This is a genomic window from Citrobacter sp. Cpo126, from assembly GCF_030332445.1.
In the GTDB taxonomy this organism is placed as follows: domain Bacteria; phylum Pseudomonadota; class Gammaproteobacteria; order Enterobacterales; family Enterobacteriaceae; genus Citrobacter; species Citrobacter portucalensis.
This window is the reverse complement of record NZ_JAOWHT010000039.1, coordinates 37,557-53,758: the sequence shown is the minus strand read 5'-3', so window position 1 is coordinate 53,758 and position 16,202 is coordinate 37,557. Positions and strand designations below refer to the sequence as shown.

12 protein-coding genes and 1 tRNA gene are annotated in these 16,202 nt (G+C 46.7%); 11 read left to right on the top strand and 2 right to left on the bottom strand.

Annotated features, from left to right (window positions below):
- Positions 1 to 168: 168 nt before the first annotated feature.
- The 11 genes from proB to OGY17_RS18455 all read left to right on the top strand — a co-directional run bounded on the left by proB (position 169) and on the right by OGY17_RS18455 (position 13,251).
- Positions 169 to 1,272, top strand: coding sequence for a glutamate 5-kinase (proB, locus tag OGY17_RS18505; RefSeq protein WP_003031373.1), 1,104 nt, complete (start codon positions 169 to 171; stop codon positions 1,270 to 1,272).
- An 11-nt stretch (positions 1,273 to 1,283) separates the two neighbouring features.
- Positions 1,284 to 2,534, top strand: coding sequence for a glutamate-5-semialdehyde dehydrogenase (gene proA, locus OGY17_RS18500; protein ID WP_008783791.1), 1,251 nt, complete (start codon positions 1,284 to 1,286; stop codon positions 2,532 to 2,534).
- Between the two features lie 283 nt (positions 2,535 to 2,817).
- The gene (locus OGY17_RS18495) at positions 2,818 to 3,537 is read left to right on the top strand and encodes a Crp/Fnr family transcriptional regulator (RefSeq protein ID WP_020996607.1); all 720 of its coding nucleotides are present in this window, start codon (positions 2,818 to 2,820) and stop codon (positions 3,535 to 3,537) included.
- Positions 3,538 to 4,135: 598 nt separating this feature from the next.
- Positions 4,136 to 4,723, top strand: coding sequence for a common pilus major fimbrillin subunit EcpA (ecpA, locus tag OGY17_RS18490; RefSeq protein WP_003830835.1), 588 nt, complete (start codon positions 4,136 to 4,138; stop codon positions 4,721 to 4,723).
- A gap of 52 nt (positions 4,724 to 4,775) precedes the next feature.
- Entirely contained in the window at positions 4,776 to 5,453 is a 678-nt protein-coding gene (locus OGY17_RS18485) for an EcpB family pilus assembly chaperone (protein WP_286608003.1), read from the top strand.
- A gap of 58 nt (positions 5,454 to 5,511) precedes the next feature.
- Entirely contained in the window at positions 5,512 to 8,004 is a 2,493-nt protein-coding gene (locus OGY17_RS18480; protein ID WP_234610455.1) for a CS1-pili formation C-terminal domain-containing protein, read from the top strand.
- 10 nt (positions 8,005 to 8,014) lie between these two features.
- On the top strand, positions 8,015 to 9,622 hold the full coding sequence (locus OGY17_RS18475) for a fimbrial adhesin EcpD family protein (RefSeq protein WP_286608000.1): 1,608 nt from the start codon (positions 8,015 to 8,017) through the stop codon (positions 9,620 to 9,622).
- Positions 9,619 to 10,314, top strand: coding sequence for a fimbrial biogenesis chaperone (locus OGY17_RS18470; protein WP_286607998.1), 696 nt, complete (start codon positions 9,619 to 9,621; stop codon positions 10,312 to 10,314). The genes OGY17_RS18475 and OGY17_RS18470 overlap by 4 nt, the downstream gene beginning before the upstream one ends.
- A 517-nt stretch (positions 10,315 to 10,831) precedes the next feature.
- Positions 10,832 to 12,280 (top strand): EAL domain-containing protein, encoded by a 1,449-nt coding sequence (locus OGY17_RS18465; RefSeq protein WP_286607996.1) that lies wholly within the window; start codon positions 10,832 to 10,834, stop codon positions 12,278 to 12,280.
- 265 nt (positions 12,281 to 12,545) lie between these two features.
- Positions 12,546 to 13,010, top strand: coding sequence for a methyltransferase family protein (locus OGY17_RS18460; protein WP_111466073.1), 465 nt, complete (start codon positions 12,546 to 12,548; stop codon positions 13,008 to 13,010).
- A gap of 165 nt (positions 13,011 to 13,175) precedes the next feature.
- A tRNA-Thr gene (locus OGY17_RS18455) sits at positions 13,176 to 13,251 on the top strand.
- Positions 13,252 to 13,460: 209 nt separating this feature from the next.
- Here the strand turns inward: OGY17_RS18455 and OGY17_RS18450 are convergent.
- Both OGY17_RS18450 and nhaC read right to left on the bottom strand, forming a co-directional pair.
- On the bottom strand, positions 13,461 to 14,642 hold the full coding sequence (locus OGY17_RS18450; RefSeq protein WP_103285717.1) for a MalY/PatB family protein: 1,182 nt from the start codon (positions 14,640 to 14,642) through the stop codon (positions 13,461 to 13,463).
- Between the two features lie 12 nt (positions 14,643 to 14,654).
- Positions 14,655 to 16,106 (bottom strand): Na+/H+ antiporter NhaC, encoded by a 1,452-nt coding sequence (gene nhaC, locus OGY17_RS18445; RefSeq protein WP_048226419.1) that lies wholly within the window; start codon positions 16,104 to 16,106, stop codon positions 14,655 to 14,657.
- Between the last annotated feature and the right edge of the window lie 96 nt (positions 16,107 to 16,202).

Below are 16,202 nucleotides of genomic sequence, written 5' to 3'. Positions count from 1 at the left end.
AGAGTGTTTTTATGTTTCTGTAATAAATGCGTCAAAATCTGCCGCTACGCTTGCTGATCCTGCGCAATAAAATTTCATGCTTTGTGCGCTGGTTGTTGGCAACCGGGGCCAGTCCTGCTAAAACGTTCGTTTGATATCATTTTCCCCAATTTTGAATGGCAGAGAATCATGAGTGACAGCCAGACGCTGGTGGTAAAACTTGGCACCAGTGTGTTAACGGGCGGATCCCGCCGCCTGAACCGCGCCCACATCGTAGAACTGGTTCGCCAGTGCGCGCAGCTCCATGCCGCAGGGCATCGTATTGTTATCGTTACCTCTGGTGCGATTGCCGCCGGACGTGAGCATCTTGGTTACCCGGAGCTCCCGGCAACGATAGCTTCGAAACAGCTGTTGGCGGCGGTCGGGCAGAGCCGACTGATTCAACTGTGGGAACAGCTGTTCTCGATTTACGGTATTCATATCGGGCAGATGCTGCTGACGCGTGCAGATATGGAAGACAGAGAGCGCTTCCTCAACGCCCGCGATACGCTCCGCGCGCTGCTGGATAACAACATTGTTCCTGTCATTAATGAGAATGACGCCGTAGCGACCGCTGAGATTAAAGTCGGCGATAACGACAACCTCTCCGCGCTGGCGGCAATTCTGGCCGGTGCCGATAAGCTGCTGTTGTTGACCGATCAGCAGGGGCTGTTCACCGCCGATCCACGCACTAACCCGCAGGCTGAGCTGATTAAAGACGTACACGGTATTGATGATGCGCTGCGCGCCATTGCCGGGGATAGCGTCTCGGGTCTGGGAACCGGCGGCATGGGAACAAAACTGCAGGCAGCCGATGTCGCGTGCCGCGCCGGGATCGACACCATTATTGCCGCAGGCAGCAAGCCGGGCGTAATTGGGGACGTGATGGAAGGCGTTTCCGTTGGGACGCGTTTTCATGCTCAAGCCTCTCCGCTGGAGAACCGTAAACGCTGGATCTTTGGCGCGCCGCCTGCCGGGGAGATTACCGTCGATGAGGGCGCGACCGCAGCAATTCTGGAACGCGGCAGCTCATTACTGCCAAAAGGCATTAAAAGCGTGACAGGTAACTTTTCTCGTGGTGAAGTGATCCGCATCTGCAATCTCGAAGGGCGCGATATTGCCCACGGCGTCACCCGCTATAACAGCGATGCGCTGCGCCGTATTGCCGGACATCACTCACAACAGATCGACACTATCCTGGGCTACGAATACGGTCCGGTTGCTGTCCATCGCGACGACATGATCACCCGTTAAGGAACAAGCATATGCTGGAACAAATGGGCATTGCTGCCAAAGCCGCGTCATACAAGCTGGCGCTGCTCTCCAGTCGCGAAAAAAATCGCGTACTGGAAACCATTGCTGATGAGCTGGAAGCGCAAACGGAAAGCATCCTCAGCGCGAACATACAAGATGTTGAGCAGGCGCGAGCCAACGGCCTGAGCGAAGCGATGCTCGACCGCCTGGCGCTGACGCCGGCGCGTCTGAAAGCGATTGCTGACGATGTGCGCCAGGTCTGTAATCTTGCCGACCCGGTAGGGCAGGTGATTGACGGCGGCCTGCTGGATAGCGGTCTGCGTCTGGAGCGTCGTCGCGTCCCGCTGGGCGTGATTGGCGTGATTTATGAAGCGCGTCCAAACGTCACCGTTGATGTTGCCTCACTGTGCCTGAAAACCGGCAATGCGGTGATTTTGCGCGGTGGGAAAGAGACCTACCGGACGAACGCCGCCACCGTGGCGGTTATCCAAAAGGCGCTGGAAGCCTGCGGTTTACCCGCGGCTGCCGTACAGTCAATTGATAACCCGGACCGCGCGCTGGTCGCCGAAATGCTGCGAATGGATAAGTACATCGATATGCTGATCCCTCGCGGTGGCGCGGGCCTGCATAAGCTGTGCCGTGAACAGTCGACCATCCCGGTCATCACCGGCGGTATTGGCGTATGCCATATTTATGTTGATGATACCGCGGAGATCGCCCCGGCCCTGAAGATTATCGTTAACGCCAAGACCCAGCGTCCAAGCACCTGTAACACTGTAGAAACTCTGCTGGTGCATCAGGATATTGCTGAGCGTTTCCTGCCTGCGTTAAGCCAAAAGATGGCGGATAGCGGTGTTACGCTGCACGGTGATGAAATTGTGATGCAGGTTCTGCATGGCCCTGCCAAACTGGTGCCACTAAAACCGGAAGAGCTGGATAACGAGTTTCTGTCTCTGGATCTGAACGTTGTGGTGGTCGAAAATATGGATGGTGCTATCGCCCATATTCGCGAACACGGTACCCAGCACTCGGACGCCATACTGACGCGCACGCTCAGCAACGCCAACCGTTTCGTGAATGAAGTGGACTCTTCTGCCGTGTATGTAAACGCCTCTACTCGTTTTACCGATGGCGGCCAGTTCGGATTGGGTGCGGAAGTGGCGGTGAGCACGCAAAAACTGCACGCGCGTGGCCCAATGGGGCTGGAAGCACTGACCACATATAAGTGGATTGGCTTCGGTGACGACATGGTCCGGGCGTAATTGAAAACGGGCGATGCCATAATAGCGCTCTTAATTTTAAAGCTATTAAGGCATCTCCCGCTTAATTCTAACCTTCACTTCGCTGCCGCATTTATTTTTCTATCCTGCGTTTTAACATCATCCGCATCAGTCTGTTTTTGACCTATGCTCTCACCAGCGCCCGAAAGGCGACGTATCACAGAATTTTCCCTGCCAGCATGAATTTTCCTGGTCTGCCGTTCACGTATTGTTCCTATGGTTCGATCTATTAGAATCAGTCTCATTTTTTATGAGGAGTTGTTGCGTGAAATCGGATATTCACAAACATCGCATTCCTGTTGTGCCGCTCGGCAACCCGTTTCCCCCCCGCCATTGTTCGCTATGTCCAAAGGGAGCGGCAATTGATCGTGATAATCAACACCGATTAATAGACAAAAGAAGAAGGTTTAAAGCAGGGGAGATACTCGCCCGGCAGGATGAAGCCGCAAACATGCTTTTTGTTATTCACGAGGGATACTGCAAGTCCAGCGTGGAATGCGGTGATAACGATTTTATCAGTCGCTTTTATGTTCCGGGAGATATCATGGCGCTGGATGCTGTCGAAGGGGGGAAGTACCTGACAACGATTAAGGCGGCAACGGCTGCGGAGGTATGTCATATCGATATTGCGCGGTTGTTCAAAGTAGCAGAAAAGGATCCGTCGGTTGCTGCCGCAGTCATCAAGTTTCTCTGTAGGGACAATGGATTCATTGTTGAAAAACTGCGGCGCTATGCGAATAAACATGCTGAGGCCAGGATCGCGGCTTTCCTAGTGGAATTTTACGAGATGCATTTGCGCATCGGCAGGCCAGAAACGACGCTTCGCTTGCCATTTTCTCGGGAGGAAATTGCCAGTTATCTCGATCTTAAAATTGAAACCGTTAGCCGCTCATTAAAGTCACTTGAACAGCAGAATTTGATTACCTTACATAGGGTACGTACCGTAACTATTAATAGTTATCTTGGTTTAAAACGTTTTATCTAATTTTCTATTTAACGATAATCATTATCTCTCCTGATAAGCCAGGAATATTCATTTTATATGGAAAATTCCTGGTTTTAATTTTGTCAAATAATTATCAATTAGAATGTAGTTTCTGTAGGTGAATGTTTTTTTTATAAGAATATTCCCTCGCAAATGGATATATCATGAGAATTTTCTTGCGGCGTTAAAAATTTAGCATAATTGCAACAAATAATAAGCATTATAGAGAAACTATGGAGGTGTTAATTATCTTTATGTTTTGTAAGGGTTTTGCTCTCGTGGTATTTGTATGATCTTTTTGATATTTATCAAAAACATAAAAAAGATGAATTGTTTGATTTGTCTTATTTATTTGGGTGATAGTTCTGGTTCATGGTGTTATTTAAGTAAATTAAACTTAGGAAACTTCTTAGATTATCGTTTTAGTGGGAAAATTCTTAGTCTTTTTGTAATTTTTGCGTTTCAGGGTTTGTTGAGATGTTACTTAATTCAAATGATAATTTTTGGGCGCGGCAATTCTGGCTCGCAATTAATGGAACCGCTGGAGTGACTTAATAATAAGACTCGGTGGTGAGTTTGTTCTTAGGAGAAGATAAAAATGAAAAAATTATTATTAGTGACCTCTCTGGCGTCTGTATTTGTTGCGGCAAATGCAATGGCAGATGTCACTGCTTCTGCAACGGCCTCGTGGGACGCGACGGCAACAAAAGATACCACCAGCATGTTGGTCGTCACTCCGCTGAACTCTTTGACTTTCCAGTATGCGGAAGGTCTGAATGGCTTCAACTCCCAGGATGGCGCGTTTGATGTGACTATTCAGGGCCAGGAAACGGCAACTGATTTTGAACTGACCGCTCAGATTATTAGCAATACTCTGACCAACGCCAGTGGCGATGCGTCTACCCTGAACGTAGGGGTGGCATGGAATGGCACCGCGTTGACTAATTCATCAGATACTGTCCTGGTAAATTCCAGCTCGACTTCTGGTCTTGAAAGCCTGATGGCTGATGGCGCTTACAACGGTGCTGACCGCGTCAGCGATCAATCCAACTTCAAATTCACCATTGCGTCTGCGACTTCTGATGGTAGCACGCCGGTAACGGATTACTCTGCACTGCCAGACGGCTATTGGACTGGTGATGTAAAAGTACAGTTCAATGCAACCTGGACGACTCCGTCCGCCTAAGAAATAAAAGTTCGGGAGGAGAATTTCTCCCGAATTTATCAGGAATGGTGTCATGAATAAATATTTACCGGCAGCAATGTTGGTAGGGTTGGTAATATCTTTTTCCAGCTGGGCAATTAACGTCGGTGATATCACGTCGATAATGACTTCTACTGAGAGTTCATTATCGAAAGAAATCACTAATACGACAGATTCGGCTCGTTATGTCAGCGTATCGGTAAAAAAACTGTCATCACCTTTAGCGGGCGGAGTCGAAATAAAACCCGTTAATTCCGGGGAATTACTCTCTACGCCTGCCAATCTAATTCTGCCTGGTCAGGCAAAGGATGTTTTTCGCTTCTTTTATAAAGGGCCAATTGATGATATCGAGCGTTATTATCGTCTGCAATGGATAGATGAGCCGGTCACCGAGAGCGCGGAAACCAGGGCCAATAAATTGGCTGTTGCGACAGCGTCAGCAGAAATTGGCACGATTTTGGTCGTTGCGCCGCGAAAAGAGCGTTTTGAATATAACCGTAATGGTGATGTTATTAGCAATACTGGCAATGTTTCATTTCGAGTAATCGCCTATGGAGCTTGCAAAGATAATGCTCGCGATCAGGGACGGGGCTGTCGTGAACGTTATTACATTATGCCAGGTACAAAAATAAAACTGCAGTTCACCGACATTAGTAATAGCCGCTCACGCATCGGTATCTGGCACGGTAAGCAGTTTATTACAGTGAAGTGATGGTCAATAGCAGCCATCTGTACGGGATAAATAAAAATACCGGATTGTAAGGATGCATATGACAACAACATATATTGTTGGCGGTAGCATTTGTCTTTTTCTTGCGCTGACACCAGGAACTTCACATGCAGCCCCAGTAAAAGTGGGTAATTACGTTATTCCCAGCGCTTTCGCCCGTTCACTGGAGCAGGGAATGACGGTGCCGGTATATATACGTTACAACGAGACTGATGAGAAAAGTCAGCAAAAAATTGCCGATGCGGTGATTTCGCTTGTTGATGGCAATATTACAGTTAAAGCACTGACTCTTGCTGAATTGCCCAATAATGCTGTGTTATCCGAGAAAACCCGCGCGTTAGTGGAAAAAATCCGTGATGTAAAGTTTCACGATAATACGAATATTGAACTGTCAGATGATGCTCGACTGCAACTTAATGTCTCATCATTTCACCTGGAGATGATTGTCAGCAAAGATGCGTTAACTGAAGCGATTGTCGCGCGCAGTAGCTTGCTTGGACCTTCCAGCGTTGAAACTCTGTCTAACGTCCTGAACTACAACTTTGGTACCTACTACAACGATTACCGAAATGGCAGCAGTACCCGCAGCTATCTGACGATGGACAATACAACATCGCTGCGGGAGCACCACATTAATGTTAACGGTTCGTTTTACGGTATCGGTGACAGCAATGGTACCAGTAAACTTTATCGTGCGATGTATGAGCGCGATTATGAAGGGTATCGACTGGCGCTGGGGATGCTTGATACATGGAATGTCCAGTCTATTGCCAGCCTGAATGCGCTGAATGGTGGGAAAATTTACGGTGCGAGCTACGGGAACAAAGGAAGTACGGTTGTTGAGAATACCGCGCTTTCACTCACGCCGATTACCGTATTTTTGCCAGCCGCTGGTGAGGTTCATGTCTTCCGCGATGGACGTTTGCTCAGCGTGCAGAACTTTAATATGGGTAGCTATGAAATTGATACCAGTCGCTTTCCGTATGGTGTTTACGACGTCACGGTAGATATCGTGGTCAATGGGCGGACAATTAATAGTCGTGTCAGCCGGGTTAATAAGATCTTTGCTCGCCAACAAGCTGCCGGAGTTCATCAGCTCTCATGGCAGTTTTTTGGTGGTTCGCTGGATTATGATCGGGTGAGCTATAAGCGTAACCACTATCAGGATTTGGGGAGTGAGCAGACCTGGATTGCCGGGGGGGCCGCATCGGTGACGCTGGCGATATTGTCGGGGCTGGGCCTGAAATCAACGATCTACGGTTTTGACAACAATGCGGTTAATGAAACGGATGTCACGCTGAATGTGAATGAATACGTCAGTATTGGCAATCAGATGTTGGTAGCGAACGATTCATCATGGCGAAACATCAGTAACATTAATCTCAATGTCCCTGAGGGATATGGTTCCCTTTGGGCATCTCGTGAAGACAGTAAAATTGGCGATCGCTTGCCTATGCAGGAGCGTGATAACTATTCCATTGGCGGAACTCTTAACCTCGGAAAGTTTATTCCTCATGGTGGTTCACTCACCGTTAGTCAGACGGAGAATCGTTACTCAGGCAATAAATACCGTAATCTGGATTACAACACGACTCTTTATTCTGGAAGGTATGCCACGATTGGGTTACGTGCAGGAATTCAGCGTTATTACTACAACAACCGAAATGACGATGGGCGACAGGAACGTTATGTCAGCCTGGACTTATCGTTGCCGTTGGCGACCTGGTTGAGCATGGGCGTCTCCCGAGATCGCTATGGCAGCACCCAGGGTAATCTCAGTGCACGAAAACAGTATGCTGAAGGGCCGATTAAATCGGTCGGATTATCGGCATCAACGCGTCTGAGTGGTGAACAGTATTACGACAATAATTATTCGGTAAACGGCAATCTAAGTTATGACACGAAATATAACGCTGGCACCGTATCGGTAACACGTTCTGCTGACAACTCCACCAATATGAACTTCTCTTCCCAAGGTTCTCTGGCATGGGCAGGTAAAGACTTCGGTCTGAGTAAAGAGAGGCAGCGTTCTGGCGTTATCGTAAAAACAGATTTGACCGGCGAGGGGAAACTGGCTGCGAAAATTAATAACCGCAATTATCTTCTTAGCGGTAAATCAAATTTCATTGCACTGCCGCCCTATGCTCAGTACAAGCTGGAGATCCTCAATGATAAAAATTCTGAGGACAGCTTCGATATTGTTTCAGGACGCAAACAGCAGCTGACGCTATATCCGGGGAACGTGGGCGTTATTAACCCTGAAGTGAAAAGCATGGTCACCGTGTTTGGCCGTATTCGCTACCCTGATGGGCAGTTGGCTGCAAATACCGATATTCATAACCACATCGGTAAAACACGTACGGATGCTAAAGGTGAGTTTGCTATCGATATTGATAAAAAGTATCCGGTTATTACGTTAATTTCTGCCAATGGCAGGGTATGTGAAGCCGATCTGGATCTGGAAAAAGCACGCGGCGCGGCGTGGGTTGGCGATGTGAAATGTGCAACGCAAACCACGATGGCACAACGATAAGGTATTAATAATGAATAAATCTCTTTCCCTTATTCTCGGCTGTGTCTTTGCCGCGTTATCTCCATCCGCCTGGGCGCTCTCGGCTTCCACTCAGGCGGCGGTCAACAACAACTATTTGTTTATAGAAAACAATGTTGATAACGAATACTTTATTACCCCGTCCTCTCTCGATCCTCGCATTAGTGGGTCGAACACCTGGGTAAAATATGGAAACGACCAGGATAGCCTGGGATATATGGGTATCGTTGGTTGGGTAGCCAATACCTCATATTATAAAGATATGTGGATTGATAATTCGCCAATCAGTGAACCATTCCGGGGTATTCGTTGCACTACTGGTGCTAATTGCCCTGCATCTGGCTATATTGCTGCCGAGCTAACCGATCAATTTGGTTTTTATCACACCAAAGCAACCGGATCCGGAATCGCCGGTGGATACTATGGTTTTGCATCGCTGACAGACTCGGCGTATGAATACTTCCGCAATATATCGGTCGGAAGCGCAGAGACATATAACCTTAATTTTTGTCGAACCACGATTGACTATGATTATGCGGCTGGGCAACGTTGTAAAGACCAGAGCAGCGGTAATTGGTATATCAGACCTTATACATTAAATAAAATAGGTCATTTATCTTTGGTTTCTACCAATGCATTTCAGGAGTTATGGGTTGCCAGTGATGGCACCCCGAGCATCACTAAAGACAGTGGTTATTGTGAGCTGGGTGTGGTCAGTCGTGAAGATGGCGTTATCTGTAAGATGATTTCATATAATTTAAATCAAACCAGCAATCTGACGGCTTCACTACGTATTCGTATGTACGCAGATAGCGGTTTGCTCGGTTTTACGCCTGCGGCTGCCACAATAAAATATTCTGGTGATGGTCAAACCTGGACTAACTTTAGCTCGACGTCGGTTTATTATAATGTTTTTAGTAATAGTGGTGAGTATGTCTATGTTTTTCTGTCGAAAACATTCCTGAAAAATATGGTGGATCGTGGCGTCAGTATCACCAACAGCCAACCATTTACATTTGCTTTTACAAATAGCGTGACGCCAGAGTCGGGGTATTACCAGTTTACTCCTTCGCTACAGCTCAATATTGTTCCAAAGGAATATGGGATCAGTATTATCTCATCGGATAACAGCACCTCGGCAAGCGGCAGCGGCACAATTGGCGAGACCGCTCCGATTGAGATGGATTACACCGTGACGGTCTCGGGGCCTCGTCAGGCTGATAGCATTACCGCACAAGTTATTGGGGAAAGTACGACGATAAACAATGTGCCTTATTGCCTGTTCACTTCTACGCAAGGTGGGTTATCTGTCCCAATTCCCGCCTTTCTTCAGTACAACAGTCAGTCGGGTGGCGTGGTACAGAAACGAAATAGCTGTAGTGAAGCGGCGATCAGCATGAGAGATGCGCAATGGCAACAGACGCCCTGGGACGCAAATAATACAGATGATGGAAGCTACTTTGCGACTGATTTAAAATTGCTTTTCCCAATGAATGATTCGCGTTCGATGTTGACCGTTTCCGGTGCGGATTGGGAAGGTGTTGTCAGTGCCAGCGGAGAGATAAAAGTGACGGCGAACTGGGTGGGAGTGACGCCATGAGCCACTGTCGTTTGGCGCTAAGATGGATATTGGCCTTGCTTTCCGGGCTGACGGTGTTCTCCGCACAGGCCGTCTACCTGGAGTCGACTATTTATGAGATGCCATCGGATAAATCATTTATCAGTAAACGAATCTATAACGATAGCCAGAAACAGAACGTGTACAGTATTAGCGCAGTTAAAATAGATAAACCGGGACCGGGAGGTGAAAACAGAAGTGCTATTGCCGAAGGCGAACTTTTGTTTACTCCGCTCCGTTTTTCACTGGCACCGCAGGCAAGTGAGTTTTTTAAGATTTTCTATCGTGGCCCGCAGGATGATAAAGAACGCTATTACCGAATACTGTTTCGTGAAATGCCGATAACGCTGTTTACCGAGCGTAATCAAGGGAAAGGCGGACAGGCTCTCCCGGTGATCGCTATGGATACCATATTGGTCGTTCGTCCGAGGAAAATGAACCTGGCCTACACCATTGATGAGATAAACGGGACGTTGAAAAACACAGGGAATACTTTTTTCAAAATTATCGTACACCAGGGGTGTCACTCAACTGATGATGAAGCCACCATGCGTTATGTGTTACCGGGGGAGACCTGGCATAGTAGTGAGTTGAAAACAAAAAACCGGAAATTTATCGTAGCGTTGCAGAAATACTTACCCGTGGGTCAGGGGTGCTCAAAAATTAATCATTAGATGTGTTGGGTCTGAACCAATATGCCCTGATTATATATTGAACCTATACTGTCACTCGCTATAGAAAATGTAGCAATAAATTTAGAGTCGATGAAACAATATGTCGTGCATATTGTCGGAAATGTTTATGAATACAAGATCTACGACATCCTCTCTTAGTTTGTCGGTCAGCATAAACTACGGTAATATGTTATTCTGTTGGCCATTGTAGTTATATGTTTTGTAAATTTTGTATTTATAGCTTTTTGTTTTGTAATGAAGTGAAAGTGAGTAAAGGGATTTGTACTGATTAAGAAATGGAGTTTTTTCTTTTTCAATTTTTAAATGGAACTTACGGTGTGATGAGAATACTCATATGGATAACTGTGATTATAAATTCTGAATTTACGTGATATGGCTTATGGATAAAGTTATATCACGAATCGCCTTATGATTATTGGAGGTCGAAGGTGTTGTATATTCTCTCGTGAATAGAGCGAGGGACCTGCTATGCCATAAATTTAAGTTGGTGATAACTATGAATACGAAAAAAATTTTTCTGCTCAGTTATGATACTTTCCTTTTTTCAGGAATAAAAGCATGGTTACCAAATCTGGTATTGATCGATGCACGGACATTTATTTCTGGCACGCAGTCAGTTATGTCGCAATATCCGTCCTGCTTGCTGGTGATCGATAACCGGTTGCCATTATTATTGGTCAAAAAATGGCTTCAGAGAAACAGTACACAGTTCATCAACATACACTGTATTGTTCTGCGGATGTGCGAAACCCTGCCTGTTAATCGGGGATATGAAGAATATTCCTTTATCAATGGGGGGGAATTGTCGGAGCAGTTGATCGCTCAATTAAAAGAGAGTTTATTGGCACCTGACAAAATTGTGGAAGTCAATAAAGATTCACCGATGTTTACTTTTAACTTGACTGAATTTGAAGAAGAAATGCTGTATTCATCATTCACAAAAGAAAAACTGCATGATTTCTGTATTGCTAATTCGCTAACAATTAAGTCAGTGTATCGATATCGGGATAAAATTACTGCTCGCCTCGGCTTTTCCAATTTTAATGAAACTGTTATCTTTTTAACTCGAAATAATTTATTAAATGAAGGTTCTATAATCAATAATAATGTGAGTGGGGATACAGTTTACACTGACTCATATGATGTTTCGGATACTAGTAGACTGAGTATGGCAATAAGGAATGAGGAGATCATTCCTTATTTTCAACCCATCGTGAATATCAGGGGCGATGTTTGTGGCGTTGAGGTATTGGCTCGTTGGCCACAGGGACATAACTATGCTATTTCTCAGCGAGAGTTTATTCCATTGGCTGAAAAAAGTGGCTTAATCAATGAGTTAACTAGCTATTTAATGACCGCTGTTGCGCGCAATCTGGTCTCTGGAGGCGCAAGCATTAATAAAACACTGTTCGTTTCTTTTAATGTCAGTCCGTCAGGTTTAAATAATCCTGTATTCTATTGGGAATGCCTTAATTTTATGGAGATAACGCAAGGTCTGCCGATAAAATTGATGATAGAGATAACAGAGAACCAGACGTTCACGATCACTCCTGCAATCAAAGAACTTATTCGTTCGTTACGAAATAAAGGTGTTTTGTTCGCTTTGGATGATTTTGGTACTGGATACGCTAATCTCTGCTATCTCAATGAGTTAGACCTGGATGTAATCAAAATTGATAAAAGCTTCATTAAGGAAATTAAAGAGGTTGATCAATATATCCCTATGCTCGAGTCAATTACTCACCTTTCAGGACTTCTGGGGTTACGTACGGTGGCCGAGGGCGTTGAAAATGACTATCAGCAACAATGGCTGGGAAAAAATAATGTTGACTATCTGCAGGGGTATCAGTTTCTACCGCCAGTGACATTTAATGATTTTATCCGGTATTACCAGCAGTCTGTAGATTTGTTTGAATCAGCGTCGGATTCACCTTTATCTACGTAATTCATTTTTGACACGGTTTTTACATATGAAGGGTAAAACCTTTAAACGAGTATGTGCTCTGAGCTGACATGGCCTGCAGCATGATTTTTTCCTGAACACCAGGGGCAGACGCCTCTGGTATTGGCGTCTTTGCATCGCTGCCTTTCTGTCTGGTTAAGTAAAAAGTCCTACAGTGAAGTATGCACCGTTTGTTTATGTATCTTAAACGGGGTATTTATAGTGATATCAGCGTTAATCAAACAGGTACTGAGGTTTGCCCGTAGCCATGCGTCATTTCCTGCAAAAATTAAGAGTCTGGCTTCCACCACCACTCATCCTGTTATTATTCCTCATCGCGGATGCGTTGACGGCGATCCCGCGTTTCACATTTGGCGCGGTGACTATCGTAATAAGTGCATTGTTGGCTAGCGTCAGTCTGGCGATGATACTGCATACCGCGTGGCAGATGCGGAAGAAACGTACGACGCTAAACCCACTGCATGCAGAGAAATCGACCACACTTGTTACTGGCGGATGTTATGCCTGGAGCCGCAATCCAATCTATCTTGGAATGAGTGGACTCCAGTTAGCTTTTTCTCTCTACGTTGGTAGCCTGATTGGAATATTGGCTGCACCGCTGTTTATACTGGTGGTTGCCAGATTACATATTGATTTTGAAGAGGAACAACTGCGAAAACATTTCGGGCCGGAATGGATACGCTATGAGCAGCGTGTTCGCCGCTGGTTATAGAATTCCCTTGCCGCGTACCAGGACACCTGTGACGACACGATTCGTGCGTAATTGAATCCGGATGATGCAAAAATAGGCGTTTGATTCGCAAGGCCATTGACGCATCGCCCGGTTAGTTTTAACCTTCTACCCCGTGTTCACGTTCGTGGGCATGTCCTTATCAGGGCCGATATAGCTCAGTTGGTAGAGCAGCGCATTCGTAATGCGAAGGTCGTAGGTTCGACTCCTATTATCGGCACCATTTCAAACTCTTCCCAAGTCTACCGAAATCAACTAAAAGCCCGTTTAATGCGGTTTTCAGCGCACATCTTATTTTTCGGGTAACCTGCACCACGTTCTCCGTATCGCCATTCTTGGTTGGTAGTTCAGAGGCCATTAATCAGGCCTCGTCGAAATGGCTGATAATATCGAGCGGCCCTGTGCCAGGGCCGATTCGTTTACTGAGCAGATTCAACAGGATGTAAATGCAATACGCTTCAATCCCTCTACCGCTTTTTCGAGGTAGGCGCGTGGACATCCCATGTTCAGGCGGATAAAACCTTTTCCAGCAGGACCAAAGCCATTTCCCATTGAAGGCGCAATACCGGCAACATCAAGCATTACCCATTTGAGCTGCTCATCATCCAGTCCAAGCGCTTTGCAATCTATCCACAGTAGATACGTTGCCTGGGAAGGAACAACCCGAGCCCATGGGAGATATTCATCAATTTGTTGAATAAACCAGCGTCGATTTTCAGCCAGATAGCCAAGTAAATCGTCTAACCATGGTGCACCATGTTGCCATGCAGCCGTACTCGCCTCGACGGATAGCGCATTGAATACATCCAGTCCATGCGCATCCAGACGGCGTAAAAAGTGTTCACGCAATGCCGGTGCCGGTATCAGAAAATTAGCAATACGCAATGTCGACAAACCAAACGTTTTACTGGCTGAAGTAGCTGAAATTACACGCGAATGCCAGCGTTCTCCCAGATGCAGAACTGAAGTAAATTGTTCTCCTGGAAGCAATAAATCTGCCCATATCTCATCAGACAGCAACGTTACATCATAGGTCTCGCATAGCGTAAGTAGCTGTTCCAGCTCCTGTGCAGACCAACAACGACCGGTTGGATTATGCGGATTACATAAAATCATCAACGGCGGACGTTCAGTCCGGAATAACATTTCCAGGTGAGCAAAATCCATTTGATAACCGGTAGCCGGGTCCTCATACAACGGATTTTCCAGCAGCTGTCTGCCGTTCAGAGAGATAATTTTAGCGAATGAACCATAATAAGGTCCCTGAACGACCACGCCTTCACCGGGTTGACTTAGCATTTGTACGAGTAGCGATAATCCCGGAACAACACCTTCAATACTGCAGATCCACTCTTGCTTGATTTCCAGCTGATGCCGGGTTGAGAACCATGAAATTAATGAATCAAAGTAGCTTTGTGGTCGTTCGCTGTAACCAAAAATACCGTGCCCGACGCGGTGAGTTAAAGCCTCCTGAACAGCGGGCGGGCAAGTAAAGTCAAAATCAGACACCCACATTGGCAACAGTTGATGTGTATCCTCGCCGAAATATCGCGCCATAAAGTCCCATTTCAACGAGGCGGTATCGTGACGATCGATAATCTTATTAAAATCCATTACATGCTCTCCCTATTCTGCTGCCGTAATATTTTTTTCTGTTTCTGCCACTGATGGCGCCTTCGCAATACCGATTCCCGTGAAACCGTAAATCAAGGCGAAGAAGATTGCGGCATAGCACTGAATCGCCCATGGCAATAAATCCAGCGTGCTCACTCCTAATGTCGTGGCCATATAAACTCCGGCAGCGGTCCACGGCAACAACGGCTCAATGACGGTGCCAGCGTCTTCAATGGTGCGGGACAGATTTTTGGTATCCAGTCCCATACGACGATATGCGTCTTTAAACAGTTCAGCTGGAACCAGAAGAGCCAGCTTGCCGTCGCTTGTCGCTCCGGTCACCAGAAGGGTGGTACCAATGGTTGCCGCAATTAACTGACCGACACTGTGAATGACCGTCAGTAAGCGGTTAATAATAATGTTGAGCGCGCCGGTTAACGTTAAGGCACCGGCAAAAGAGAATGCGCAAAATACCAGAAGGATAGTGCTCATCATTGAGAACATTCCGCCGCGGTTCAGCAGGCGCGGAACATCAGCAATAATGCCCTCACTCCCTTGCGGGAACATAGTAATGTTGAATCCATCTATAAAGGCATCCAGTCCCTGCTTGATGCTGAGTCCTTGCATGACAACGCCCAGAATCAGGGCTAATACGCATGCACTCAGCATTAAAGGAATGACCGGCTTTTTACGAATCGCGCCCCACAACACAATAACCGGTGGCAAAATCAGAATGATATTGAAGTGGTATAGCGACTCCAGAGCGTTGACAATATCGGTAACCCGTTGCGGCGTGGCGACCTCGCCCAGCATATTGCTGTGGCCGGCAATAAGATAAACCACGGCGGCAAGCAGAAAGCTGGGAATGGTGGTCCATAATAAGTGCTGGATATGCTCGAAAAGGGTGGTATCTGCAACAATGGCCGCAAAGTTGGTGGAGTCTGACAGCGGCGATATCTTGTCACCGAAGTAAGCGCCAGAAACAACGGCACCTGCCGCTGCTGCCATCGAAACATCCAGTCCGGCGGCAACGCCCATCAATGCTACGCCAACCGTTCCGGCGGAACCCCAGGAGGTTCCGGTACACACCGATACGACGCTGGTCAAAAAGAACGCGGCGATGAGAATGTATTCGGGGCTGATGAGTTTAAGTCCCCAGTACACCATGTAAGGGATGGTGCCGCTGAACATCCATGTACCAATCAGGCCGCCGACACAGATAAGAATCATGATAACCGGCATTGCTTTGGCGAGTTTATCAACCACCGAATTAATGATGTCTTCCCAGCAATACCCTTGCCACCAGGCCATACCCGCGGCGACTGCAGCAGAACATAGCAACAAAGGCTCAATACGAAGCCCCATGATGCCGTAGCCAATAATTAGCAGCAGTAGCATGGCTAAAATAGGGATCACTGCCAGTCCAAATGAGAGTGTTTTTTTCTGATTTTGAGAGGCATTCATTCATGAATCTCCAGTCTGTAAGGTCGCTCAAGAGTAGAGAACACCCTTTTGCCTGACTGTGATCGCTCATTGGCCCTCATGTAAGCGATTACATGA

Coding starts and splice junctions, on each gene's coding strand:
- nhaC (WP_048226419.1), bottom strand. CDS start 16,106: ATGAATGCCTCTCAAAATCAGAAAAAAACACTCTCATTTGGACTGGCA.
- OGY17_RS18480 (WP_234610455.1), top strand. CDS start 5,512: ATGACAACAACATATATTGTTGGCGGTAGCATTTGTCTTTTTCTTGCG.
- OGY17_RS18485 (WP_286608003.1), top strand. CDS start 4,776: ATGAATAAATATTTACCGGCAGCAATGTTGGTAGGGTTGGTAATATCT.
- OGY17_RS18450 (WP_103285717.1), bottom strand. CDS start 14,642: ATGGATTTTAATAAGATTATCGATCGTCACGATACCGCCTCGTTGAAA.
- ecpA (WP_003830835.1), top strand. CDS start 4,136: ATGAAAAAATTATTATTAGTGACCTCTCTGGCGTCTGTATTTGTTGCG.
- proB (WP_003031373.1), top strand. CDS start 169: ATGAGTGACAGCCAGACGCTGGTGGTAAAACTTGGCACCAGTGTGTTA.
- proA (WP_008783791.1), top strand. CDS start 1,284: ATGCTGGAACAAATGGGCATTGCTGCCAAAGCCGCGTCATACAAGCTG.
- OGY17_RS18470 (WP_286607998.1), top strand. CDS start 9,619: ATGAGCCACTGTCGTTTGGCGCTAAGATGGATATTGGCCTTGCTTTCC.
- OGY17_RS18460 (WP_111466073.1), top strand. CDS start 12,546: ATGCGTCATTTCCTGCAAAAATTAAGAGTCTGGCTTCCACCACCACTC.
- OGY17_RS18475 (WP_286608000.1), top strand. CDS start 8,015: ATGAATAAATCTCTTTCCCTTATTCTCGGCTGTGTCTTTGCCGCGTTA.
- OGY17_RS18465 (WP_286607996.1), top strand. CDS start 10,832: ATGAATACGAAAAAAATTTTTCTGCTCAGTTATGATACTTTCCTTTTT.